The organism is Burkholderia sp. MSMB617WGS (assembly GCF_001532025.2).
Classification (GTDB): Bacteria; Pseudomonadota; Gammaproteobacteria; order Burkholderiales; family Burkholderiaceae; genus Burkholderia; species Burkholderia savannae.
In genome coordinates this window covers 1,348,703-1,373,426 of sequence record NZ_CP013458.1, presented here as the reverse complement: position 1 = coordinate 1,373,426, position 24,724 = coordinate 1,348,703, and the positions used below count along the sequence as shown (strand labels likewise).

The window sequence follows — 24,724 nt, the reverse complement described above, 5'->3', positions numbered from 1 at the left end:
GCATGAATGATCGTCGTATCCCCCCAACGCTGAGCGCGTCCGTCCGTACGCGCGTCAACGTACCCATCCGTCCGCGCACCGACCAGCAGCGGTACGAGGCCGAGATGGTGACGTTCCAGGGCCTTTGCGACAGCGCCGAGCATCTCGCGCTCGTCTTCGGGCCGCTCACCGACGCGCCGCTCGTGCGCGTGCATTCCGAGTGCCTGACGGGCGACGTGTTCGGCTCCGCGCGCTGCGATTGCGGCGAGCAGCTCGACGAGTCGGTCGCGATGTTCGGCCGCGAAGGCGGCATCCTGCTCTATCTGCGTCAGGAAGGCCGCGGCATCGGGCTGTACAACAAGCTCGACGCATACCGCCTGCAGATCTCGCAAGGGCTCGACACGTTCGCCGCGAACCGCGCGCTGAACTTCCCCGACGACCTGCGCGATTTCCGCGTCGCCGCGCAGATGCTGCAGGCGCTCGGCGTCAGCGAGATCTCGCTCGTCACCAACAACCCGGACAAGATTTCGCAGATCGAGAAGCACGGCATCCAGATCAAGCGCGTGCGGCAGACGGGCGTGTTCGTCAACCACACGAACCAGGGCTACCTGCGCGCGAAGATCGATCACCACCGTCACGCCATCAACCTCAGCCAGGAACTGCAATGATCACTCACCGCGCACCGATCAGCGGGATTGCCGCGCACCGCGACCAATACGTTCTGACTGCCGGTTACGACAACCAGGTCATCCTGTGGGACGCGAAGACCCAGCGTCCGCTCGCCCGCGCGATGCACGACCATCTCGCGAACCAGGGCGCGTTCTCGCCGGACGGCGCGTACGTCGTCACGTCGTCGTCCGATTACAGCGCGCGCCTTTGGACCGTGCCCGATCTGCGGCTCGTCGCGGTGTTCGCCGACCAGGAAGACGACGTCGAGATGAGCGCGTTCCATCCGGACAAGCCGCTCGTCGCGACCGCGTCGCGCGATCATCGCGTGCGGGTCTACAACTTCAGCGGCAAGCTGCTGAACACGTTCGGCGGCCACGCCGCCGACGTGATCTCCGTCGAATGGATGCGCGGCACCGACGAGATCGTGTCGTCGAGCGACGACGGCACGATCAAGCGCTGGTCGCTCGCGAAGAACGGCCTCGTCGCCGACATCGATCTCGACGGCATCGAAACCGACACGATCGCGATCGCCGCCGACGGCCGCATTTTCGCGGGCAACGACGAGGGCGAAATCATCTCGATCGGCGTCGACGGCGCGCGCGCGACGATCGACGCGCACGACGCGGGCGTGAAGCGGCTCGTGCTCGACGGCGACCGGGGCCTGCTCGTGTCGCTGTCGTACGACCGCACGATGCGGCTCTGGAGGATCGGCGCGTCCGGCCAGCCGGAAGCACTCGGCGGCGCGGCGCTGCCGCCCGAGGTGTGGCCGCGCTCGTGCTCGTTCGAAGGCGACGAGCACATCGTGTTCTCGACGTTCCATTCGAGCTATCGCCGCTACAACTGGAAGACCGAGCACTGGGACGCGGCCGAACTGCCGCCGACGCACGGCGTGAACGCGGTGGAGCCCGTCGACGGCCATCTGTGGACGATCGGCGATGCGGGCATCGTGCGTGTCGACCAGCGCGAGCATGCGCGCACGGGCAGCCTGTGCAATTTCCTCACGCCGGCGGGCGAGCTGATCCTGACGGGCGGCCAGCTCGGCAAGGTATTCGACGCGCGCAGCGGCCGCGAGCTGCACCAGCACCGTTCGCCGCTGAACTGCGGCGCGTCGTTCGAGCGCGACGGCGTCGCGCACGCGGTGATCGGCGCGTACACGGGCGAAGGCATCGTGCTGCGGATCGACGGCACGAAGGCGACGCACGTCGCCGACCTGCCGCTGCACGCGAACGCGGTCAAGGGCATCGCGGTCTCGGACGATCAGATTTTCTCGGTCGCGGCCGATGCGTCGGCGACCTGGTATAGCGCATCGACGCTCGAGCCGGTGTTCGAGCTCAAGCGCGCGCACGACAAGATCGCGAACGGCTGCGCGGGCCTCGGCGGCGGCTACTTCGCGTCCGTGAGCCGGGACCTGAAATTGCGGATCTGGTCGCCCGACCATCACGCAGACGTGATCGCGACGCCGCACACGCACTCGATCAAGTGCGTCGCGGCGAGCGCCGACGGCCGCCACGTCGCGACGGGCAGCTACAACGGCCGCGTCGCCGTCTACGACCGGATCGAGAAGCGCTGGGCGCTCGACGTGCGCGTGACGACCGCGGGCGTGTCGTCGCTCTCCTACGACCCGGCCGCGCGCGCGTTCCTCGCGAGCTCGTACGACGGCAACGTCTATCGCATCCCGCTGGAGCGCGCATGAGCGCCGCCGAACCGCACTACATCGACGCGCAGCGCACCATCGCGCCCGTCGACGGGCCGCTCGCCGCGCCGCGCGAGTACGCGGCGGTGCTGCGCTCGGATTTCGTGTCGAGCTACCACGACGGGCGCGACGTCTGGACCGACGAGGCCGCGATGCGCCCGGCGAGCGCGATCCTGCACGAGCATCTCGGCCGCCCGGCCGACATTCTCGACGCGGGCGCGGGCCGCGGCCGGGACACCGCGTACTTTCTCGAGCACGGGCACCAGGTGACGGCGGTCGATCTCGTCGAGCCGCCGGAGTGGGCGCAACTCGCGCAGCGCTGGGGCGAGCGCGTGCGTTTCGTGACGCGCGCCGTGTCCGAATTCGAAGGCGCGGCGCTCTTCGACGGCGCGCTCGACAACGGCTGCCTGCACCATCAGCATCCTGACGCGTACGGCGCGTACCTCGCGCGCGTTCATGCGCTGCTGCGCCCCGAAGGGCTTTTCACGATCTCGGTGTTCGAGTCCGACGGCCCGGGGCGGCTGTACGCAAACCAGGCGCAGCGCCTCTACCGCGAGTTCACCGAGCCCGAGCTCGTCGAACTGCTGGCCGCCGCGCATTTCACGCCCGTCAGCAGCCACCGCGTGCCGCGGCCGAAGGCCGGCCTGCACTACCTGGTGCTGACGGTTCGCAAAACCCGAACCGACTGACGCGAGTTGATGCCTATGACGCTCAAGCTGGCCGACAACCCGAACTATCTCAGCGACCGCGCGGCGATGGCGCTGCCGGAGAACCTGTTCGTCGCGCGTACGAGCGCGACCGTGTTTTCGACGCATCTCGACCTGCTGCGCGCCGCGCCCGAGCAGTGGAGCGCGATCGCGCAGAACCCGGACGCGCCGTTCGAGCGGCGCTACGCGGCGGGCACGCTGCTCGGATTCGCGGGCGACACGCGAATCCGCCCGCTCGATCCGGCGATGTGCGACGTGCCCGCCGCGCAGGCGCGTCTCGGCACCGAGCCCGAACGGGTGCCGCAGGTCGTCGCCGAATGGGAGCGCGTTGGCGTGATCGAGGAGTGGATCGCGAAGGAGTGCCCGCGCTACACGACGGAGCTCGCCGCGTTCCGGATGATGCGCTATCCGGTCACGAACCTCGAATACCGGCTCTTCCTCGAAGAGACGGACGCGCCGTGGCTGCCGACGTCGTGGACGTTCGGCGTCTATCCGGTCGAGCGCGCGAACCATCCGGTCTGGACGGTGCCCGCCGAGGCGGCCGATGCGTACGCGCACTGGCTGAGCGAAGCGACCGGGCGGCGCTTCCGGCTGCCGACCGAGGCCGAATGGGAGTACGCGGCGTCCGGCGGCGCGGGCGTCGAGTATCCGTGGGGCGACGCGTTCGATCCGCGCGCGGCGAACACGGTCGAGGCCGGACCGTTGTCGACGACGCCCGTCGGCATCTTCCCGCTCGGCCGCAGCGTGTTCGGCATTGACGATCTCGCCGGCAACGTGGAGGAATATGTCGCGGACGACTATCGCCCGTATCCGGGCGGCGCGCCGATCGACGACGACCTCGCCGTCACGCAAGGCAGCTACCGGATCGCGCGCGGCGGCAGCTTCACGCGCTTCGGCGATCTCGCGCGCTGCGCGCGCCGTCACGGCCGCTATCAGCGCGACATCTACGCAATGGGCTTCCGGCTCGTGGAGTCGCGATGAGCGCCGCGCGGATCGCCGATCGGCGCGCGCGCCGCGCATCGATGCCGCCCGCCCGCGGCCGCCCCGCACGAATGGCGCGCGCCGCATCCTCGACGGACGGCCGACGATGAGCACGTTTTCCGACATCGACCGTGCGCACATGACCCGCGCGCTGCGGCTCGCCGAACAGGGTCTTTACACGACGCATCCGAATCCGCGCGTCGGCTGCGTGATCGCGCGCGGCGAAGAGGTGCTCGGCACCGGCTGGCATCGGCGCGCGGGCGAGCCGCACGCGGAAGTGCACGCGCTGCGCGAGGCCGGCGAGCGCGCGCGCGGCGCGACCGCATACGTGACGCTCGAGCCGTGCGCGCATTACGGCAGGACGCCGCCGTGCGCGAACGCGCTCGTCGCGGCGGGCGTCGCGCGCGTCGTCATCGCGGCGCGCGATCCGTTCGAGCAGGTAGCCGGGCGCGGCGCCGCGCGCCTCGCCGACGCGGGCATCGTCGTCGAACAGGGGCTGATGGAAGGTTACGCGCGCGAGCTGAACATCGGCTTCTTCAGCCGGATCGAGCGCGGCCGGCCATGGACGCGCGCGAAGCTGATCCTGTCGATCGACGGGCCGCTCGACGAAATCGACCGAACGGTGCTCGACGTGACGGAATCGGAGTCCCGCGACGACATCCGGCACTGGCGCGCGCGCAGCTCGGTGGTGCTCGCGCCGCAAGGCCCGGCCTACGCTGCGGCGAGGAACGGCGCCGCGCCGCGCTACCTCGTTCGCTCGTGCGACTGCGCGGCGCTCGACGCGGCGCCCGCGACGGCGGAAGGCGTGCCGACGCTCGCGCTGCATCGCGAAGGCGCTCGCCAGGCCCACGCGCCGTCAGCCGGCGCATCGATCGAGGCCGGCATCGACGCCGAAGCGGACCTGCCCCTGCCCGACGCGCTCGCGCGTCTTGCCGCCCAGGGCGCGAACGAGCTGTTCGTCGATGCCGATCTCTCACTGTGCGACGCGCTGTTCGAAGGCGATCTCGCCGACGAGCTACTGCTCTACGTGCACCCGTCACGCTGCGGCGCGCCCGTACCGGCGCCGCGGCTCGTCGCGTCGATCGACGACGTCGCGCACCGCTGGGGCCTGCGGCCGTTTCAGCATCTCGCGATCGGCTGCGGCCAGCGCATCCTGCTGCGCCGTCTCGCGCGTCCGCCCGGGCGCGCCGTACTTCAATAGCCGCGCGGCGCCCAGCGTCGCGCACCGTTTTTTCCCCGCACCACATCGAACGAGGACCTCAATGAACGCATCTGCTGTCGAGACCATCTACGAGTCGACCGAAGACAAGGCGGCACTGACTTCGGTGGTCGACTTGGTGAAGCTGTCCGACCAATACCGGCAATCGGCGATCCTGCATTACGCCGTCGCCGAAAAGCTGTTCGATCTCACGCAAACGAGCCGCACGCCCGCCGAAGTCGCGGCGAGCTTCGGCATGGTCGAGGGCAAGGCCGCGATCCTGTTGCACGCGCTCGTCGCGCTTGGCCTGCTCGCCAAGGAAGGCGACGCGTTCCGCAGCACCGAGCTGACCGCGCGCTACTTGACGACCACGAGCGCCGACTACATCGGCCCGATCGTCGAGCATCAGCATCTGCAATGGGACAACTGGCCGCGCCTGGGCGAGATCCTGCGCAGCGAGAAGCCGCTCGCGTTCCAGCAGGAAAGCCGCTTCGCGCACGACACGCGCGCGCGCGACGCGTTCAACGACGCGATGGTGCGCCTGAGCCAACCGATGGTCGACGTGGTGAGCGGCCTGGGCGTGTTCGCGAGCGCGCGCACCGTGATCGATCTCGCGGGCGGCCACGGCACGTATCTCGCGCAAGTGCTGCGCCGCCACCCGGAGCTGACGGGCCAGATCTGGGATCTGCCGACGACCCGCGACGCCGCGCAGAAGACGGTCAAGGCGCACGGCTTGGCCGGCCGCGTCGAGTTCTTCGAGAAGAACCTGCTCGACGCGCGCAACTTCGAGGGCGGCGCGGCCGATGTCGTGATGCTGAACGATTGCCTGCACTACTTCGACGATCCGGAGGCGCGCGCCGTGATCGGCCACGCGGCCGGCCTCGTGAAGCCGGGCGGCGCCCTCCTGATCCTCACGATGACGATGAACGGCGATCGCGTGACGCCCGCGCTCTCCGCCGATTTCTCGCTGCACATGATGGTGAACACGAATCACGGCGAACTGCATCCGACGCCGTGGATCGCCGGCGTCGTGCGCGACAACGGCCTGTCGGTCAGCGAGCGTTCGATCGGCCGCTACACGCTGCTCATCGGTCAACGTCCCGCCGGCGAGGTCTAACCATGCTCGTCTTCGAACTGATCAATCTCGACGTCAATCCCGCCGACGCGGAACGGATCACGCGCACGCTGTCCGCGCAATGCACGGCGGCCGGCTACCGGCTGCGCGCGCCCGAGACGAACGGCGCGGCGCCCGACGGCGTGTTCGTGCTGTCCCGCTCGGCGTCGGCCGAGGCGAGCGCCGAGCGCGCCGGCACGGCCGGCTGGGCGGCCGCCGCGCAGATCCGCATCGATCCGGCCGGCACGGAAGGCGAAGCGCCCGCGGTCTGGCGCGAAGGCCATTCGAGCGCGTTCTGCTATCCGCTCGCGCTCGAGCTGACGGCGGCCGACGCGTCGTCCGACATCGCGCGCGACTGGCTCGCGAGCTTCGCGACGTTCACCGCGTGCATCAAGATGTGGCGCCGGCTGCGCGACGAACCCGAGCAGGGCCAGCCGCGCGCGCTGCGCGTGAACCACATCAACATCCTTGCGCGCGATCTGGACAAATCGGTCGATTTCTACCGCCGAATCTTTGGAGCCTCTTACTGCTACAACCTCGGTCCGAAGAAGGTTGTAATGGAGCTGAACGGCTTCGATTTCTTCATCGAGCAGGCGGACGCCGTCGCCTACCCGCCCGGCTATCACTTCGGCGTGCGTTCGGACCCGGACGGCGTGAAGACGATCGCCGCGCTCGTCGAGGCGGACGGCGGCATCAGGATCGTCAAGGGCAACGGCCCGGCGCCCGGCTATCACGCCGGCCCGGACCGCGTGCGCACCGCCTTCTACTTCCAGGACCCCGACGGGCTCGAAATCGAAGTCTATTCTCCGGAGATCGAAATGCTCGAGAGCAATCCGCACCTGATCTCGCAGCATCTGTCGCCATCCTGACGCCCATCCAACCCAGCAATCGACGAGGTAGTCCATGAGTTCCATCACCGCCCCTTCGTGGGGAGAGCTGCTGTCCGGCCGCAACGGCTTGCGCTCGATCGCGCTCGCAGGCGGCGTCGCGCTGCACGCGATCAACATCTACATCGCGACGACGATCCTGCCTTCGGTCGTGCGCGACATCGGCGGGCTCGAGTACTACGCATGGAACACCACGCTGTTCATGGCTGCCTCGATCATCGGCGCGCCGCTGTCCGCGAACGTGCTGAGCCGTTTCGGCCCGCGCGCCGCGTATCTCGTCGCGCTCGTCGTGTTCTGCGCGGGCACGCTCGCGTGCGCGGGCGCGAACGGCATGCCGTGGATGCTCGTCGGCCGCGCCGCGCAGGGTTTCGGCGGCGGCATCCTGTTCGCGCTCAGCTACGCGCTGATTCGCATCGTGTTCGACGAGCGGCTGTGGTCGCGCGCGATGGCGATGGTGTCCGGCATGTGGGGCGTCGCGACGCTGTGCGGGCCCGCGATCGGCGGGATCTTCGCGCAGTCGGGCACGTGGCGGCTCGCGTTCGTCGCGCTCGTGCCCGTCGCCGTCGTGCTCGCGCTGATCGTGATCGTCCAGCTGCCCGCGCGCGAGGCGTCGGGCGCGCAGGCCGCGCGGCCCGCGATCGGCAAGATCCTGCTGCTCGCGGTGTCGGTGCTCGTCGTGTCGGTCGCGAGCCTGTCGAGGGAGATCGTCGCGAACGTCGCGGGCGTCGCGGCCGGCATCGCGATCACCATCCTGATCGCGCGCTTCGAGCGCGGCGCGACGATCCGGCTGCTGCCGACGGGCGCGTACGACGTGCGCGCGCCGCTCGGCGCGATCTACGCGTGCATGAGCCTGCTCGTGATCGGGATGACCACCGAGATCTTCGTTCCGTATTTCCTGCAGATCATTCACGGCTACCCGCCGCTGCTCGCCGGCTATCTGACCGCGCTGATGGCGGCCGGCTGGACGGCCGGCTCGCTGTTCAGCTCGGGGCGCAGCGCGCGCACCGCGCAGGCGCTCGTGCGCGGCGGGCCGCTTCTCGTCGTGCTCGCGCTCGTCGCGCTCGCGATCGTCGTGCCGCCGTCGCACCTGCTGAGCGCCGGGCCCGGCCTCGCGGTGCTGTGCGCGGCGCTCGCGGCGGTAGGCGTCGGCATCGGCGTCGGCTGGCCGCATCTGCTCACGCAGGTGCTGCAGAGCGCGCCGGCTGGCCAGGAAGATCTCGCTTCGACGTCGATCACCACCGTCCAGCTCTATGCAACCGCGATCGGCTCCGCGCTCGCCGGCCTCGTCGCGAACCTCGCCGGCTTCTCCGAGCCGGGCGGCCTCGCGGGCGCACAGCAGGCGGCCGCGTGGCTCTTCTCGGTATTCGCGGCGGCGCCCGTGCTCGCCGCGCTCGTCGCGCGGCGCGTGCGCGCCCGATGACCGCCGCGCGCGCCGCCGCCATCGCGGCGCGCGGCGCGCGTCGCCCTGCCGATCCCCGCAACACGACAAGCACGACGCACGATGAGCCTGCTGACCGAGATCGATTCATTCAAGAGCCTGCACGCGTTCGCGATCGCCGGATGGGCGACGATCGTCACGATCAACAACGTGCAGACGTTCGCGGCGACGACCAACACCGTCGGCCGCACGATGAGCATGGCGCTGCTGAAGCAGGACCCGCCCGTCGACACGCCGCTGCTGCGCCGCGCGACGACGTCTCGCGGCCTGCACCGCGCGGCGCTCGCGATCATCGTGCTGCTGCAGGCGTTCACCGCGATCGCGATGTGGGGCGGCCTCTGGCAGTGCCTGGCGACGCCCGCGCCGCATGCGCCCGCGCTGCCGTGGCTCGACGCCGGCGCGACAGGCTTCGCCGCGTGCGCGCTCGCGCTGCTGCTCGGCGGGCTGTGGTACGGCTACTGGATACGGCAGGAAGGCCTGCAATTGACCCACATCGCGCTCGTCGTCTGGTCGATCGCCGCCTATCTGCTGTTCCACCTCGGTACGACAACTTGACTTGACAGGATCACTGCGATGACGACCCATCTCTCCCTCCACGACGGCGATCACGTCGTGCGGTTCGACGACGACGTCGCGGCCCGGCTCGACGGCGTCGAGTTGCGGCTGCTCGCGGGCCGCGTCGTGGCGATCCGCGAAAACCAGTTCATCGATCTGCAAAACGTGATCGCCGGCGGCGGCGCCGTCACGCGCGACGGCAACCCGTTCGACCTGCGCCGACGCAATCTCGGCACGCTCCATTACGACTTCGGCGGTCACGGCGAGCTGGCGCTGCGCGATGCCGAAACCGATGCCGATGCCGATGCCGCGCGCATCGCGGCCGCGCTCGCGCGCGAAGCCGACGCCGCGCCCGCGTCGCAGCCGGAGGCCGTCACGCTCACGCCCGGCGACCGGCTTTCGTTCCTGCCGTTCGAGCACGCGCGCGACGTGCCGAACATCTCGGCGGATGCGACCCATAACGCGGCGACGCGGCTTACGCTGTCGCACTGGCCGGCGAACCGCACGCCCGCGCGATACAAGGCGAACCTGTCGACCGAGAGCGTGCTGCGCTTCGTGCCCGAGAGGCTCGACGAGATCGACGTGCGCCACGTGACGACCGATCACTTCGATCTCGACGGGCTCGCGTCGGTGTACGGGCTGATCGCGCCGGATCATGCGCTGCGCCATCAGGCGCTGCTCGTCGACGTCGCCCGCTTCGGCGACTTCGCGCGCGGCCGCTCGGACACCGCGCGGCGGCTCGCGTTCGCGCTGAATGCCGTCGTCGCGCGCGCGACGCGCGACATCGGCGCGCCGCGCGACGAAAGCACGCGCATCGCGCGGGTCTTCCGCGCGCTGCTGCCGGTGCTGCGCGATCTGCTTGACGCGCCGTCGATACCCGGCGAGCTCTGGCTCGACGCCGACCGGCACCACGCGTCGACCGAGGCTCTGCTCGATCATCCGGACGCGGCGCTCGAGCAGCATCCGGAACTCGACCTCGCGGTGTTTCGCCTGCCCGCCGCAAACGCGCTGCGCGGATGCGCGTCGCAGCGCTATTTCGGCCTATCGCCGATCGGCTTCCACAACCGGACGCCGCTGTCGACGCTCGCGCTCGTCGCGCACGGCGACGTCGTCGTGCATCAACGCTACGAGGGGTGGGTCGAACGCGTGTCGGCGGCGCCGCGGCCGCGGCGCGATCTGTCGATCTTCGCGCGCGCGCTGCAGGCGGTCGAGCCGCACGCGTGCCGTTGGCAGTACGACGGCGTGCAGCACATCATGCCGAGGCTCGGCCATGACGGCATTCGACCGAGCGGCATTCCGGCGGACGCGATCGTGCTCGAACTGAAGCGGCTGCTCGCGGTCGCGCCCGCCGCGTGGGAGCCGACGCCCGCCGCCGAGCCGCACGACGACGCGCCGCTCGCTCGCGTCGCGAGCGGCGCGCTCGGCTAGAGCATCGCGACGACGGCGGATTGCCCGGCAGCCGCCAGCGCGCTGGCCGGCCCTTGCGGCGCGGCGCGCTCGAGCACCACCGATAGCTGATTGCGCAGCAACGATTGCGGAATCCGGTTGCAATAGCCGGCGCCCGACGCCAGATCGATCAGCTCGTTCTTGCTCGACGCGGAGAACTTGCAGCGCAGGTTTTCCACGTATTGCTCGATCGTCCGGGCCGACAAGCCGAGGATGTTCGCGACATCCTTCGCCGTCTTGTTGCGCGCGAGAAAAAACAGCACCTGCCGTTCGCGCTCGGTCAGCGCGAGCGCGTCCCTCGGCGAATCGATCCGGTAGGTGCCCTGCTCGAACGGATCGCCGACCCGCTTGCCCGTGTACGAATCGCCGATCACGCGGCCGAGCGTGACCATGTCGAGCTGCGACACCTCCGCCGCATGGAAGATCGTGCCGACGATTTCCTTGTTGCTGTCGACAAGCGGAATTTTCGTGAACACAAACGCCATCCAGACGTCCGACGCATACGGGTGGATGTCGAGCACCTTGATCGCCCGGCCGGTTTCGCGGACCTCGCGGTCCTGCGCCTGGAATTGGTCCGCACAATTCGACGATCCGCACGGCAGATCGAATGCGGATTTGTTCTCGAGCTCGCGCGGATTGTGCACGCCGACGACTCGCGCGAACGAATCGTTGACGTGAATGAATCGCGACTGGCTGTCCTGGCAGCCCCAAAGACCGGGATAATGATCGAAAATCAACTTCAGTTGGTCAACGAAACAAGTCATCAGGCCTCCAATTGGTATTTTTTCCGTCGCACCTGCGAGTTCGCCGCGCGCGCCAATGCGCGAGCGGACGAAACAGTCTCCTCCACTGCTTGATCGATCACTGCATGTCGGCATGCGCAACGGCGTCGCGCGTGCGCGCCGACGCGCGCACGCGCGAATCCGATCGGAAGATCGGTGTTCCGCCATGTCTTGAAACACGACTGTCGCGTATTCGAAATAAAACGATCCGCGAATTCGTTCGCGGATCATCGACGAGAAGAGGCGGTCACACGTGCGCGGCACAACGCCCGCGCGACCCGTTTCGAAGTTTAAAGCAATGCAATCGTAATATTTAGCCTGAAGGCGCTATTAGTGTTTTATAAAGCGAAAATCTCTATTTCTATTTTTATTCGCTTATCGTTCACACATTCGATTTAAACTCGGGCAGGCGAGAGCCGATTCGCGCGCCCATTTCGGCGCCGAGCGCCTGCAAGCCGCTTGCCGGCCGCACCATCACCTCGAACTCGACGATCTTGCCCGCTTCGTCGAAGCGGATCAGATCGACGCCCTTCAACTGCTTGTCGCCCACTCGCGCGCTGAATTCGAGCACGACGCTCAGGCCATCGTCGGTCGCGAGCTGCCGGTGATAGACGAAATCCTCGAATACGTTGATGACCGTGCCGATCGCGAGCACCAGCGCGGGCGCGCCCGCGTAGGCCGAATGCGCGATCGGCGAGCGGAACACCGCATTCGGATCGGCGATATCGGCCAGCCGGGTCATGTCGTGCGCGGCGACCATCGCGTGCCAGCGCTCGAGTGACGGCAGCACGGCCGGGTGCACGCCGGCGGGAATCGAAGTCATGTCGCGTCTCCTTGTCAGTCAATGGTTGATGTCGCACTGTCGTGCGACGTGACGTGCCGTGATCTGCCGTGATGCCGCGCCGCACGCGCATCGGCACGTGCGGCGCGGCGAGCCGCCCGCGTCAGATCGATGCCGCGAGCCTCGTGCCCTGCAGGATCGCGCGTTTCGCGTCGAGCTCGGCGGCGACGTGCGCGCCGCCGATCAGATGCACCGAACAGCCCGCCGCGCGCAGGCCGTCGTACAGCTCGCGCTGCGGCTCCTGGCCCGCGCAGACGACGACGCTGTCCACCGCGAGCGTCTGCGGCTCGCCGTCGATCGTCACGTGCAGCCCTGCGTCGTCGATCCGCTCGTAAGACACGCTCGACGACATCGCAACGCGCCGCGACTTCAGCGACGTCCGGTGAATCCAGCCCGTCGTCTTGCCGAGCCCGTCGCCGACCTTCGACGCCTTGCGCTGCAGCAGATGCACGTTGCGCGCGGCGGCGTCGACGTGCGGCATCCGCACGCCGCCGCGCTGCTCGTAGCCGACGTCGATGCCCCATTCCGCGTAGAACTTCGGCGGCGCGACGCTCGCGCTTTCGCCCGTCTGCGTCAGATATTCGCTGACGTCGAAGCCGATTCCGCCCGCGCCGATCACGGCGACGTTCGCGCCGACCGGCTTGCCGTCGCGCAGCACGTCGAGATAGCCGAGCACGTTGGCGCGATCGACGCCGTCGATGTCGGGCACGCGGGGCACGACGCCCGTGGCGAGCACGATTTCGTCGAAGCCGCCGCCCGCGAGCCGCGCGACGTCGGCGCGCGTGTTCAGATGCAGCGTGAGCCCGTGCAGCTCGATCTGCCGGCGGAAATAGCGCAGCGTCTCATGGAACTCCTCCTTGCCGGGCACCTTCTTCGCGACGTTGAACTGCCCGCCGATCTCCGGCGACGCCTCGAACAGCTCGACCTCGTGCCCGCGCTCGGCGGCCGTGACCGCGAAGCTCAGGCCCGCGGGCCCCGCGCCGACCACCGCGATCCGCTTGCGCTGCGCGGCGGGCGCGATCACGAGCTCGGTCTCGTGGCACGCGCGCGGGTTGACGAGGCACGACGTGATCTTGCCGCTGAAGATGTGGTCGAGGCATGCCTGGTTGCAGCCGATGCAGGTGTTGATCTCATCGGCGCGGCCCTCGCGCGCCTTGCGCACGAATTGCGAATCGGCGAGGAACGGCCGCGCCATCGACACCATGTCGCAATAGCCTTCGGCGAGCAGTTGCTCGGCGATTTCCGGCGTGTTGATCCGGTTCGTCGCGACAAGCGGAATGCCGACCTTGCCGACGAGCCGCTTCGTCACCCACGCATACGCGGCGCGCGGCACCTTCGTCGCGATCGTCGGGATGCGCGCCTCGTGCCAGCCGATGCCGGTGTTCAGGATTGTCGCGCCGGCCGCCTCGACCGCCTGCGCGAGCCGGATCACTTCGTCGAGCGTCGAGCCGCCTTCGACGAGGTCGAGCATCGACAGCCGGTAGATGATGATGAAATTCGCGCCGACCCGCTCGCGCACGCGCCGCACGATCTCGACCGGAAAGCGGATGCGATTTTCGTATGGGCCGCCCCATTCGTCGTCACGATGGTTCGTGCGCGCCGCGATGAATTCGTTGATCAGATAGCCTTCGGAGCCCATGATCTCGACGCCGTCGTAGCCCGCGTACTGCGCGAGCGCCGAGCAGCGCACGAAATCGTCGATCGTCGCGTCGACCTCGCTCGCCGACAGCGAATGCGGCGTGAACGCGTTGATCGGCGCCTTCAGCGCGCTCGGCGCGACGAGCGACGGGTGATACGCATAACGGCCGAAGTGCAGGATCTGCATCGCGATCTTGCCGTGCGCGTCGTGCACCGCGCGCGTGACGATCCGGTGGCGCTCGGCCTCTTCCTCCGTCGTGAGCATCGAGCCGCCCGGCATCATCCGGCCTCGCTCGTTCGGCGCGATCCCGCCCGTGACGATGAGCCCCGCCTCGCCGCGCGCGCGCTCCGCGTAGAACGCGGCCATCCGCTCGAAGCCGTTGGGCGCTTCCTCGAGCCCGACGTGCATCGAGCCCATCAATACGCGATTCTTCAACGACGTGAAACCGAGCTCCAGTGGAGCCGTCAGGTGGGGATAGTAAGTCATCGGTCGCTCTTTTTTTGCAACGGGTTGCATAAATATATCGACATCGCCTTTCAATTGCAACGCGTTGCATAAAGTGAGCGCTCTAAACGGGCGGACGCTGCGCGGTATGGCAAGATGCAAGGGTTTCGACCACTCGCCCGCTCGTCAATGTCCCTGCCTCACGCGCTGCTCACCTCCCTCGCCGAACGCCCGGGCTCAGGCTCCGAGCTGACGCGCCGCTTCGACCGCTCGATCGGCTACTTCTGGCACGCGACGCATCAGCAGATCTACCGCGAGCTCGCGCGGCTCGAGGACGAAGGCTGGGTCGAATCCACGCCCGTCGAGCAGGCTCGCGGGCGCAAACGCGCGTACCGGATACTGCCCGCGGGCCGCAAGGAGCTCAAACGCTGGATCGCGCAACACGACGATCCGAAGCCGCTGCGCGACGAGCTGATGATCCGGCTGCGCGCGGAAGCGGTCGTCGGGCCGACGGGGCTCGGCGACGAAATCAAGCGGCGGCTCGATCTGCATCGACAAAAGCTCGCGCTCTATCGCGAGATCGAGGCGCGCGATTTCGCGCACGACATGAACACGAAGGATCGTCGCCTGCAGCATCTCGTGCTGCACGCGGGCATCATGCAGGAGAGTCAGAGCATCGAGCTGATGCAACAGGCGCTCGACATTCTGTCGATGCCCGCAGAGAAATCGAAGCGGCGCGGCGCGTGAGGCCGCGGGCGCGCGCCGGCCGCCGCATCGAGTCACGGCGAGTCGCTCTGCAAACACTTGACGCCGATCGGCGCATGCGCGCGCCACAGCGGCTACAGTGCGCGAGCCGCGCCTTCTCGCGATGGCCGATGGGACGGGCTTGCTTCAGTGCCCGATCGCGCCCGATCGGCCAACCCGCGCCCACCTGCATTCACGCGTGCGCATGAGCGCTAACGCGACAAGGAACCACGACATGGAATCGATCTCCTGGAACACGCCATCCGTGCGCCACGAACTGGCCGCCGTCAAGCACGCGGCACCGTTCGTGTACGGACTCACGAACTACGTCGCCGCGAACTTGAGCGCGAACGTGTTGCTCGCCGTCGGGGCCGCGCCCGCGATCGGCGCGGCGGCCGACTGGTCCGCGCGCTTCGCCGCCGGCGCCGGCGCGCTGTGGATCAACACGGCCGCGCTGATGAGCAGCGGCGCCGACGCGCTGCGCACGGCCGCGCGCGCCGCAGCCGAGGCCGGCACGCGCTGGGTGCTGGACCCCGTCGCGGTCGGCGCGGGGGCGCCTGATTACGACGCGATCGTTCGCGGCCTGCTCGCGTTCAAGCCGACCGTGATCCGCGGCAATGCGAGCGAGCTGATCGCGCTCGCGGGTGGCGCTTCGGCCGGCAAGGGCGTCGACACGACCGCGAGCTCCGAAAGCGCGCTCGCGTTCATCGGCGATCTCGCGCGGCGCAGCGGCGCGATCGTCGCGGTGAGCGGGCCGACCGACTACGTGACGGATGGCGTCGACACGCTCGCCGTTGCGGGCGGCGACGCGCGCTTGACGCGCGTGACGGGGGCCGGGTGCGCGCTCGGTGCGCTGATCGCGGCGCTTCTCGCGCAGCGCGGTGCGCCGCTCGCCGCGGCGGGCGCGGCGCACGCGATCTATGCGATCGCCGCGGAGCGCGCGGCGGATGCGCGCGGCACCGCATCGTTCGCCGTGCGGTTCGTCGACGAATTGTCGCTGCTCGATCCGGCCGAATAACCGTCCGACACCTCGTTTCAAGCGATGCGCACGAGCAGAGGCGCCCGATTTGCGCGCCTTCGCCGAAATCGTTTTCGTCGTTTCCGGAATGGGCGCCGGCGAATCGATCCGCCATCCATGTGCAGCCGTTATCGATCCCGTTCGGCGCGATCGCCGAACCCGCGTCATTGATTTTTCCTTTTTTAAACGCTCGAATATTCTGATTTTTCAATTGCGAATGATGGATGCGGGCGCTCGCGCACGAATTTTCTAATTTCGACCGTGTTTGCATATTCCGACATTGCGCCAATGCTTTCGCGGCGCGCCGGGCGCTCGAACAGAGCGAACGCGACCGAGGCAATTTCGATCGGCATCGGCACATTAACGTCTGGGCGGAATCAAAATCTGTCCGCACTCCATCTGCAAATTCACGCCACATCATTTCTACGCGCGGATTTCCGACGCCAAATTAGAAAGACCTGTCTATTTGTAAACAAAATCGCAACGCGGTTAATGATCTGTAATATAAAAGATGGAAAGTAGAAAGACAGACATAGGAGGAGACAGCGCCCATTGATAAGCATACCGAAATACTTGGGCGTCAACCGTGTGAAATCCACGTTCCGAGGGCCGATCATGTTGACTCAGACTTCCAGCCTTTGCGCGCAAGCGCTACGCCAACCGTTCGACAGCACGCTGCCGCTTGCCGAAGTGACGCTGCCGATCCACTCTCCCGGCACGATGACCGGCGACGAGATCTCCGACATGGTCGGGACCTTCAATCGCTATGGTTTCGTGATCCTCGACTGCGAATCGTCGGAAAGGGACAATCTGCTCGCGCTCAAGCCACTGCTCGGCAACGCCGCGCCGCACAAGCGCGCGGACGGCGACGGCGTCGTGCCGATCAACGCATTCAAACCGGTCGACGGCCATATCGACTCGTCGCACGAAGCGCATCTGCCGCATACCGACGGCGCATTTTCGGACGCGCCCGAGCGGATCATCACGCTGCAATGCGTGAGGCCGTCGCACCAGGGCGGCCTGTCGACGCTGTCGAGCGCGAAGGCCGCGTACCGTCACATCGTCGATCGCTACGGCGACGTCGCGCCGCTCGCCCGCGCCGACGCGCCGACGATCGAGCGCACGACGCAAAAGAGCACGGCGCCCGTGTTCAAGGCGGAGGACGACGGCTGGTCGATCAAGTTCAGGATGAACGACGGCGCGGCCACGGCGACGCCCGCGGCCGCCGCCGCCGACATGTACGACAGCCTTGCGCGCTTCCTGACCGATCCGGACAACGTGCTGCTGTTTCCGCTCGAGCCCGGGCAGATCCTGATCGGCGACAACACCGCGGTCACCCACGGAAGAACCGGCTATCCGCCCGATCAGCGGCGCAACATGCGGCGGCTGAATTTCGACGGTCACGGCGCGCTCGAGCGTCAGCTCGTGTTCGGCTTCGGCGACGATTGACCACCGACGCTCGCCCGCTTCGCGTTTCGAACGCCGCGCGCCGGCCGCCGAGAATGCATCATGCAACGGCCGGCGCGCGGCGTGCCGCATCGTCGGCACATGCCGCCGTCTCTTCGGGATCGTCCGAATGCAAAACGATTTTTCGCTGGTCGTCTTTCCGATCTTCGCGTGCTCGCTGATCGGCCTGCTGTGGGTCAGGCTCAAGCTTCCGATGAACGCGGCGTGCCTGAGCGCGCTCGTATCGAACATCGGCATTCCGTGCCTGCTGCTGTCGTCGCTCGACCGGCCGAACCTGACCGCGCGCGTGCTCGTCCACACGTTCGCGGCGGGCGCCGTCGCCCTCGTGTGCTTCGCGGCGCTCGGCGCGCTCTTCCTGCGCGTGCTGAGGCTGCCGATGCGGCAATACCTGCCGTCGCTGATGCTGCCCAACACGTCGAATCTCGGCCTGCCGGTCGCGCTCTTCGCCTTCGGCGAGCAAGGCCTGCTGTATGCGGTCGCGTTCTCCGCGCTCGTGCAGATCGGCCATTTCACGATCGGCGTCTGGTTGCTGTCCGGTCAGGCTTCGTGGAAATCGATCGCCGTCAGTCCGACGATCTGGGCAGTCGTCGCGGCGCTCTTCATGACGCTGAACGGCCTGCATCTGCCCGCGCCGCTCGCGGCGAGCGTGAAGCAGCTCGGCAACATGGCGCCGCCGCTGATGCTGCTGATGCTCGGCGCATCGCTCGCGAACATCCGGCTCGCGGGCCTGCGCCGCGTGGCGGTGCTCGCGGTCGTGCGGGTCGCGGGCGGGCTCGGCGTCGAGCTCGCGCTCGCGTTGCTGCTCGGGCTGCCGAGCGTCGCCGCGGGCGCATTCGTCGTTCATTGCACGATGCCCGTCGCGGTGCTGAGCCATCTGATCGCGCAGCAGTACGACGGCCCGACCGAGGACATCGCCGGCATGATCCTCGTGTCGACCGGGCTTGCGCTCGCCGGGCTGCCGCTGATGCTCGCTTCGACGAAGCTGGTCGTCGGTTAGGCGGCGTTCGTCGAGCGACGTTTGATTTGCCGCTTTCGGCCTGCCGCTTGCTCGCGGCATCCGTTCGCCGACGCCGCAAGCGAGCGCCGTCCGCCGGACGCCGACATGCAAGCGCGACGCCGGTTCCGCAGCGCGCGTCGGATGCGCCGCGCCGCAACCGCCATCGCGCGTCAACGGTGGAGCACGATCACGTCGGCGTCGTCCGCATGTTCGAGCAGCAGCCGGCGCACGCGCGCCTGCCAGAGCTCGCGGAACAACGCGACGTCCTCGGGCTGCGCCGTCATCGCGAGACAGCGCGGCAGCAGATTCGCGATTCGCGGATCGCCCGGCACGCGATCGAGCCGCGCCGACACGCCGACGCTCGCATTCGTATCGACGCGCGTCAAGCGAAGCTGCCCCGGCATCGGTTCGCCGAACGTCAACAGACGGCGGCGGTCGAACCGGCCGCCGATGCCCTTGAACCCGGTATCGAACGTCGCCCCCGTCAGCAGGCCGACGACGTTCGCCACCACGCCCGTCACGCCTTCCGTCGCCGAATCGCGCAACGCGACGCGAATCGCGCCGCGCTCGGCGGGCACGCCGCCGTAGAGCGCGCCGAGCGCCGCGCGCGTCATCAGGTACGCGGACGCGACGGTCGGACACGAATGCCCTGCCAGCTTCACGACGTCCGCGTAGCGGTACTCGATCGCGCCGCCGTCGTGCGCGGCACCGAGGAACGCGGCGAGCGGATCGCGCAACGCGATGCGCGGCGCGGCGTCGAAGAAATCGGGAAATCGGTCGGATGAATGCATGACGGTCTGGATCAGCTTATCGCTTGTTGCGGGCCGCTCGCCGGCTGTCGCGCGCGACGCGCCGAACGCGGTGCGTCGCAGCCGGCGAGCGGGGATGTCGCGACGGCCGGCGCACTGCCCGCGCGACCGCCGGCATAGGTCATTGAACGATGAAATCGATCACGATCGCGCCGGGCTCACGCTGCCGATACTCGATGCCGACCCGCTCGCCATAATGCTGCCGAATCTGTTCGAGGAGCGGGAGCGGATCGTGATCGTTGACGAAGCGCATGGTTTCGCCGGACTGAAGCGCGTCGATCGCGCCGAAGATCGCCGCATGGCGGAATCGCTTCGCGACGCCGCGCGCGTCGAACGGATAGATCGCGGTCGGGGAAAGATGGAGATGCGGCTGCGACATGATTGGAAGTCCTTATCGGATGACGCTCGGATGGAGAAAGCGGCGGCGCGCACGGTGCATTGCAAGACAACCGATGCGCGCCGCTCGACGGCGATGCGTTCGATTCGAATAGATGCATTGTGCGCGCAACTATTCTATGTGCGCGCCCCTGCGCGCACAACGGCGCTTCGATCCGAGCAAAACGTGTGAAGCCGGCCGGTTCGGCATCGCGTTACCGGCGAAACGCCGCGCCGCAGCGGCATGCGCGGCGATTACGCGGCACGGCCCCGCCGCCCGCGCGCCGCCTCGCGGCGCTCGAAAAGATTGATTTCGCTCAACGAATGGCGGGGCCGGTGCCGCACAATGACCCGATAGTTGGCGCGCCCAATACATTGATGGAGTCGACGATGCCCACCGATACCTCAAATCCCGCTCCGCTGTCGCTGCCTGGGCGCATTCTCGTCGCGATCGACGCGTCGAAGGCGTCGCAGCGCGCGGTCGACTACCTGAAGCGCGTGGTGCCCGCGGGCGCGGCCGTACGCTTTGTCAGCGTCGTGGACACGCCGCGCGCGTATACGCTGCCGCATACGTTCGCACCGTCCGAGTTTGCGGCGGCGCACACCGAGCTCGTCAACGATGCGTCGAACGTGCTCGGCGACGCGACGACCACATTCGGTCGCACCGACGTCGCGCTCGAAACCGCGATCGTCGACCTCGCGAAGAAAGGCGGCGACGTCGTCGACGCGCTGCTCGACGAAACACGCGACTGGAATGCCGATCTGCTCGTCGTCGGCTCGCATCAGTATCAGGGGTTGCTTCGTTGGGTAGACGGCAGCGTATCCGAGCCGCTGCTCGCGAGGACGGATTGCGCGATTCTTTTCGTGCCCTCCGGCGTCGAATCGGCCGTGCATGCGCCGAAGCGCATCATGTTCGCGACCGACGGCAGCCCGATCGCCGCGCACGCATTGCGCTACGGCGCGCAATTCGCGACGCCCGACACGCATCTGCGCGCGATCTACGTGATCGACCGCGCGGTGCGGCTCACCGATTTCGTGCCGATCCACGTGCTCGAGGACGCGTTCGTCGAGGAAAGCGAGAAGGCGCTGGCCGTCGCGCGCCAGTTGCTCGACGAAGCGCCGGGTCAGTCGAGCATCGCGGTCGTCAGCACCGACCGGACGAGCGACGACGTCGCGCACACGATCGTCCGCGAGGCCGACCGCTGGCCCGCCGATCTGCTCGTGATGGGCACGCACGGCAGGCGCGGCGTGTCGCGCTGGCTGCTCGGCAGCGTCGCGCTGCGCGTCGCGCGGCTCACGCAGATTCCACTGTTGCTCGTGCACGCGCCGGCTGCCTGAGGCGCGTCGACGGCCGGCTGCGCGCACCGGCTGCCGTGCGCTTCGCGGCCGCGCGGGTCGGCGCGCCGCCGATTCCGGCGCGGCGTGGCGAGCGGCGACACGCGCTTTCGATGCCGCTTTGATTGCGCTTTCGATGCCGCCTCCAGCGGCGTCGCGCTGCGGCACCCGGCTAGCGACAGGTGCAAGCGCCGATTGCCGCGAAGCGATTCGCTTCGTCAATGCGATCGCTTCGTGACGGCCGCGCCATCTTCGTGTCGCCCGCGTCCGCTCCGAAACGACAATACGACAAAACGACGCCCTTCGCCGCGCCGGCAATCAACGCGCCCCGTCGCCGCCCAGCGTGCATCCCCTTCCGGGCGCGGATACGACACGGCATTGAGCATCGACGAATCGGTCGCACAAAAAAAAGGCGGCCGAACGCCGCCCGCTCCTTTCGCTCAGTTTCCGGACGCCGCTACGCACGCGGCGGCGGCTTGTCCGCAGCGTCGCTCCTTTGCTCGAACTGCACGGCGAGGCCGCCGGGCCGCAGCTTGCTCACGGTAACCCAGAACGGGCTGCCGCCCGGCATCTCGGACATCGGCACGATCGGCACCTTGTAATAGCGATTCAGCATCATCAGGAACGCGAGCGCGTAGCCGCGCCGGCGCTCCGACGGCGCGATCTCGAGGCTGTGCACGTACAGCCGATCGGTCAATTGCGAAAGGCCGTATATCGCTTCGCCGACGCGCGCGCCGTCCGCATTGCGGATGACGACCGCCCATTTCGCGTGCGTCGCGGCCTCGTTCTCCGCTTCGGCCGCTTTCGTCTCGATCTTGATCGGCGGCAGGCGCCGCAGCTTGCACCAGGCTCGAAAACTCCGCAGTAATCCCATCGACTTCGTGCCTTTCTATTGCGTTGCTCGCTCGGCCGAACCCGGCCGTCGCGGTGAGTGTTCGCGTCTTTCGGGAAACTGGCGAGAGACCGGATCAAGTACAGCTTCAAGCAGGCGCGGCAATTTTTGTATTTTTCGATCCGTGAAGGGTGCGATAAAAAGTGCCTGATTGGAAATCAGCAAAAGACGAGAGCAGCGTAGGATTATGCGCAACAGCCGTAGGAATTCCCCTACAGACGGAATGGATACGTTCGCAGATCGGGCGCGCAGCCCCGCCGGCCTTCGCCGAACGCCGATCGAACGGTTTGAACGTATGTCGATGCGAAGAGGAATCGCCGTGTCGAAGCCCGGTGCGCGATGTCGCGCGACGCACCGGCCGCCGGCGTGCCGGAATCGATTCGAATCCGAACCCGCACGCGGCCTTGTCTCGCCCGGAGCGCCCGGGTGCGTCGAGGAAGTCGGGGAATCAGCGCCCGCCCGGGCGCGCTCGCTCAAGCGCGCCGCGAATCCCGCGCAGCAAGTCGATCGGCCGCGGCGGGCAGCCCGGAATCGTCAGGTCGACCGGCACGAGCTTCTCGACGGGCCCGCACACCGCGTAGCTGTCGGCGAACACGCCGCCCGTGCACGCGCAGTCGCCCGCCGCCACGACGAGCTTCGGCGCGGGCGTCGCCTCGTACGCGAGGCGCACCGCGTCGCGCATGTTGAGCGTGAGCGGCCCGGTGATCAGCAGCATGTCCGCATGCCGCGGGCTTGCGACGAACTTGATCCCCAATCCTTCGATGTTGTAGTACGGATTGCCGAGCGCGTGCAGTTCGAGCTCGCAGCCGTTGCACGAGCCGGCGTCGATCGCGCGGATGCTCAGCGCGCGCCCGAGGATGTCGAGAATCTCCTGCCGGATACGCCGCGCGTCCCGCTGCCACGCGTCCTCGCCCGCCGGCGCGGGCTCGTCCGGCCGGCCGGTGCGCGCGATCTGTTTGATGAGCTGCCACATTACAGGTCGTGCCCCGCGTAGTTCAGGTTGAACGACTTGTTGATCAACGGGAAGTCGGCAACGATGTTGCCGATGATCGCATGCTCGAGCGCGGGCCAGTTCTGCCACGACGGATCGTGGCAATGGCAACGCGCGACGGCGCCGCGCGCGTCGAGCTCGAGCGCGACGAGCACCGGGCCGCGCCAGCCTTCTATCCAGCCGACGCCGCGCCGCGCATCGTGGGCGGCGCCTGCCGCCGCCTCCGCCCTTCCCGCCTCCGTCGCCTCCTCCGGGTTGCCCGGCGCGATCGCGGCGAGCTCGATCTCGGCCGCGATCGCGCCGCCCGGCAGATCGTCGAGCAGCGCGCGAATCGCGCGCACCGATTCGTACGTCTCGGCGAAGCGCACGGCGACCCGCGCGGCAACGTCGCCGCGTGGGTCGCCGTGCGCTTCGACGGGCACCGCGTCGTACGGCGCGAGCCGATGGTCGACGCGCACGTCGCGCGCCTGCCCGCTCGCGCGCGCGGCCAATCCGCACACGCCGAAATGCGCGGCCGTCTGCGCGGCGAGCCGCCCGGTTCCCGCGAAACGGTCCTGCAAGCCGGACTGGTCGTCATAGATCGTCTGCATCGCACGCACCTCGGCCTCGATCCGGTCGCATTGCGCGACGATCGCCGCCGCGTCGTCCGCCGAGACGTCGCGCCCGACGCCGCCCGGCACGACGCGATCCATCAGATGGCGATGCCCGAAGATCCGGTCGTTCAGGCGCAGCCAGTCCTCCTTGAGCCACGAGAATTGCGCGAGGCCGACCGCGAAACCCGCGTCGTTGCCGAGCGCGCCGAGGTCGCCGAGATGATTGGCGACGCGCTCGCGCTCGAGCAGCAGCCCGCGCAGCCGCAGCGCGCGGGCCGGCACGCGAACCGTCAGCGCCTGCTCGAGCGCCATGCAGTACGCCCATGTGAACGCGACCGTCGAATCGCCTGCGATGCGCGCGGCGAGCCGGCTGCCCTCGAACGCGCCCGCGCGCTCGAGGAGCCGCTCGACGCCGCGATGCGCGTAGCCGAGCCGTTCCTCGAGCCGCAGTATCTTCTCGCCGACGACCGAGAAGCGGAAATGCCCCGGCTCGATCACGCCCGCATGAATCGGCCCGACCGCGATCTCGTGCACGCCGTCGCCCGCGACCGGCACGAACGGATAGTCGGCCGTCGCGATCTCGAAGCGTTCGCGGCCCGTCGCGCGCTTGCGCAGCGGATGGTAGCCGCGCGGCCATGCGCCGTGAGCGAGCCACGGCCGCACGTCGGTCGCGCCGCGCGCGCGCAGGCCGACGAGGTCGCGGACCGCGTGCTGCATTCGCGTCGCGCCGGCGAAGATCGTCGACAGGTCCGGGTAGTCGCCCATGTCGTCTATGTCGCCCATGTCGCTTCCATCGCCCGTCCCGCCGGCTTCGTCCGCCTTGCCGGCCTTGCCCGCTTGGACCGCTTCGACCGCTTCGTTCGGTTCATTCTCTTCATTCGCCGCCGGCTCGACCGGCAGCCGCAGCCACAACAGGCCGTCGTCGAGCTCGTACGCGGCGCACACCTCGAAGCGCCCGGCGGCGGGCTCGCCGCCCCAAAGCGCGACGAGCCGCCCGCCGGCCTCGCGGATCGTCTCGGCGGCGCGCGTCCACGCGTCGGCGTCGACCGACGCGAACGCCACGTGCGGCAGCCCCATCTCGCTCGCGAGGCGCGTCCGGCTGGGGAGTTGCAAGGATTCGATCCGCATCG

24 protein-coding genes are annotated in these 24,724 nt (G+C 68.4%); 15 read left to right on the top strand and 9 right to left on the bottom strand.

The window, feature by feature from the left end; genetic code table 11:
• The first annotated feature begins 2 nt into the window (after positions 1 to 2).
• From ribA to WT60_RS26570, 10 genes are all read left to right on the top strand, one after another.
• Positions 3 to 647 (top strand): GTP cyclohydrolase II, encoded by a 645-nt coding sequence (gene ribA, locus WT60_RS26615; protein ID WP_052145026.1) that lies wholly within the window; start codon positions 3 to 5, stop codon positions 645 to 647.
• Positions 644 to 2,341 (top strand): WD40 repeat domain-containing protein, encoded by a 1,698-nt coding sequence (locus WT60_RS26610; protein ID WP_060356181.1) that lies wholly within the window; start codon positions 644 to 646, stop codon positions 2,339 to 2,341. Before ribA ends, WT60_RS26610 begins: the two co-directional genes overlap by 4 nt.
• Complete coding sequence (locus WT60_RS26605; protein WP_038745328.1) at positions 2,338 to 3,030, top strand: 1,6-didemethyltoxoflavin N1-methyltransferase; 693 nt, start codon at positions 2,338 to 2,340, stop codon at positions 3,028 to 3,030. Before WT60_RS26610 ends, WT60_RS26605 begins: the two co-directional genes overlap by 4 nt.
• Positions 3,031 to 3,045: 15 nt before the next feature.
• On the top strand, positions 3,046 to 4,029 hold the full coding sequence (locus tag WT60_RS26600) for an SUMF1/EgtB/PvdO family nonheme iron enzyme (RefSeq protein WP_060356182.1): 984 nt from the start codon (positions 3,046 to 3,048) through the stop codon (positions 4,027 to 4,029).
• 106 nt (positions 4,030 to 4,135) lie between these two features.
• The gene (gene ribD / locus WT60_RS26595) at positions 4,136 to 5,230 is read left to right on the top strand and encodes a bifunctional diaminohydroxyphosphoribosylaminopyrimidine deaminase/5-amino-6-(5-phosphoribosylamino)uracil reductase RibD (RefSeq protein WP_038745332.1); all 1,095 of its coding nucleotides are present in this window, start codon (positions 4,136 to 4,138) and stop codon (positions 5,228 to 5,230) included.
• A 61-nt stretch (positions 5,231 to 5,291) separates the two neighbouring features.
• A complete protein-coding gene (locus tag WT60_RS26590; RefSeq protein ID WP_060356183.1) occupies positions 5,292 to 6,344 on the top strand; it encodes a methyltransferase in 1,053 nt (350 codons plus the stop codon).
• Between the two features lie 2 nt (positions 6,345 to 6,346).
• Positions 6,347 to 7,210 (top strand): VOC family protein, encoded by an 864-nt coding sequence (locus WT60_RS26585; RefSeq protein ID WP_059581897.1) that lies wholly within the window; start codon positions 6,347 to 6,349, stop codon positions 7,208 to 7,210.
• Between the two features lie 34 nt (positions 7,211 to 7,244).
• Positions 7,245 to 8,648, top strand: coding sequence for an MFS transporter (locus WT60_RS26580; RefSeq protein WP_038745337.1), 1,404 nt, complete (start codon positions 7,245 to 7,247; stop codon positions 8,646 to 8,648).
• Between the two features lie 81 nt (positions 8,649 to 8,729).
• Positions 8,730 to 9,221, top strand: coding sequence for a DUF2165 family protein (locus WT60_RS26575; protein ID WP_060356184.1), 492 nt, complete (start codon positions 8,730 to 8,732; stop codon positions 9,219 to 9,221).
• An 18-nt stretch (positions 9,222 to 9,239) separates the two neighbouring features.
• Positions 9,240 to 10,649: a DUF6687 family protein gene (locus WT60_RS26570; RefSeq protein WP_060356185.1), complete on the top strand. Its 1,410-nt coding sequence runs from the start codon at positions 9,240 to 9,242 to the stop codon at positions 10,647 to 10,649.
• Here WT60_RS26570 and WT60_RS26565 read toward each other — a convergent pair.
• The 3 genes from WT60_RS26565 to WT60_RS26550 form a co-directional block, all read right to left on the bottom strand.
• The gene (locus WT60_RS26565; protein WP_038745343.1) at positions 10,646 to 11,431 is read right to left on the bottom strand and encodes a helix-turn-helix transcriptional regulator; all 786 of its coding nucleotides are present in this window, start codon (positions 11,429 to 11,431) and stop codon (positions 10,646 to 10,648) included. The genes WT60_RS26570 and WT60_RS26565 overlap by 4 nt on opposite strands.
• Before the next feature lie 400 nt (positions 11,432 to 11,831).
• A complete protein-coding gene (locus WT60_RS26555) occupies positions 11,832 to 12,272 on the bottom strand; it encodes a nuclear transport factor 2 family protein (RefSeq protein WP_038745345.1) in 441 nt (146 codons plus the stop codon).
• A 121-nt stretch (positions 12,273 to 12,393) separates the two neighbouring features.
• Positions 12,394 to 14,415, bottom strand: a complete 2,022-nt coding sequence (locus tag WT60_RS26550) for an NADPH-dependent 2,4-dienoyl-CoA reductase (protein ID WP_059581908.1) — start codon at positions 14,413 to 14,415, stop codon at positions 12,394 to 12,396.
• A gap of 147 nt (positions 14,416 to 14,562) precedes the next feature.
• Here WT60_RS26550 and WT60_RS26545 point away from each other — a divergent pair, with 147 nt between their 5' ends.
• The gene (locus WT60_RS26545) at positions 14,563 to 15,120 is read left to right on the top strand and encodes a PadR family transcriptional regulator (protein ID WP_059581913.1); all 558 of its coding nucleotides are present in this window, start codon (positions 14,563 to 14,565) and stop codon (positions 15,118 to 15,120) included.
• Positions 15,121 to 15,352: 232 nt separating this feature from the next.
• On the top strand, positions 15,353 to 16,135 hold the full coding sequence (locus WT60_RS26540) for a hydroxyethylthiazole kinase (protein ID WP_038745495.1): 783 nt from the start codon (positions 15,353 to 15,355) through the stop codon (positions 16,133 to 16,135).
• A 182-nt stretch (positions 16,136 to 16,317) separates the two neighbouring features.
• Here the strand turns inward: WT60_RS26540 and WT60_RS34760 are convergent, their stop codons facing one another.
• On the bottom strand, positions 16,318 to 16,488 hold the full coding sequence (locus tag WT60_RS34760; protein WP_186448659.1) for a hypothetical protein: 171 nt from the start codon (positions 16,486 to 16,488) through the stop codon (positions 16,318 to 16,320).
• A 262-nt stretch (positions 16,489 to 16,750) separates the two neighbouring features.
• Here WT60_RS34760 and WT60_RS26535 point away from each other — a divergent pair, with 262 nt between their 5' ends.
• Complete coding sequence (locus tag WT60_RS26535; protein ID WP_060356186.1) at positions 16,751 to 17,584, top strand: TauD/TfdA family dioxygenase; 834 nt, start codon at positions 16,751 to 16,753, stop codon at positions 17,582 to 17,584.
• A 127-nt stretch (positions 17,585 to 17,711) separates the two neighbouring features.
• Positions 17,712 to 18,599, top strand: coding sequence for an AEC family transporter (locus WT60_RS26530; RefSeq protein ID WP_038745351.1), 888 nt, complete (start codon positions 17,712 to 17,714; stop codon positions 18,597 to 18,599).
• 170 nt (positions 18,600 to 18,769) lie between these two features.
• Here the strand turns inward: WT60_RS26530 and WT60_RS26525 are convergent, their stop codons facing one another.
• Positions 18,770 to 19,390, bottom strand: a complete 621-nt coding sequence (locus WT60_RS26525) for a hypothetical protein (RefSeq protein WP_038745353.1) — start codon at positions 19,388 to 19,390, stop codon at positions 18,770 to 18,772.
• 139 nt (positions 19,391 to 19,529) lie between these two features.
• On the bottom strand, positions 19,530 to 19,787 hold the full coding sequence (locus WT60_RS26520; protein WP_038745355.1) for a DUF2249 domain-containing protein: 258 nt from the start codon (positions 19,785 to 19,787) through the stop codon (positions 19,530 to 19,532).
• 374 nt (positions 19,788 to 20,161) lie between these two features.
• Between WT60_RS26520 and WT60_RS26515 the strand changes: the two genes are divergently transcribed.
• Positions 20,162 to 21,121, top strand: coding sequence for a universal stress protein (locus tag WT60_RS26515; RefSeq protein ID WP_059581929.1), 960 nt, complete (start codon positions 20,162 to 20,164; stop codon positions 21,119 to 21,121).
• 454 nt (positions 21,122 to 21,575) lie between these two features.
• On the opposite strand, the gene WT60_RS26510 is transcribed toward WT60_RS26515, so the two are convergent.
• The 3 genes from WT60_RS26510 to WT60_RS26500 form a co-directional block, all read right to left on the bottom strand.
• On the bottom strand, positions 21,576 to 21,992 hold the full coding sequence (locus WT60_RS26510; protein WP_038745359.1) for a hypothetical protein: 417 nt from the start codon (positions 21,990 to 21,992) through the stop codon (positions 21,576 to 21,578).
• Positions 21,993 to 22,458: 466 nt separating this feature from the next.
• Positions 22,459 to 22,983 carry an NADH-quinone oxidoreductase subunit B family protein gene (locus WT60_RS26505; RefSeq protein ID WP_038745362.1) on the bottom strand — a complete coding sequence of 175 codons (525 nt, stop codon included), beginning with the start codon at positions 22,981 to 22,983 and terminating at the stop codon, positions 22,459 to 22,461.
• The gene (locus tag WT60_RS26500; RefSeq protein ID WP_060356187.1) at positions 22,983 to 24,722 is read right to left on the bottom strand and encodes an NADH-quinone oxidoreductase subunit C; all 1,740 of its coding nucleotides are present in this window, start codon (positions 24,720 to 24,722) and stop codon (positions 22,983 to 22,985) included. Before WT60_RS26500 ends, WT60_RS26505 begins: the two co-directional genes overlap by 1 nt.
• Between the last annotated feature and the right edge of the window lie 2 nt (positions 24,723 to 24,724).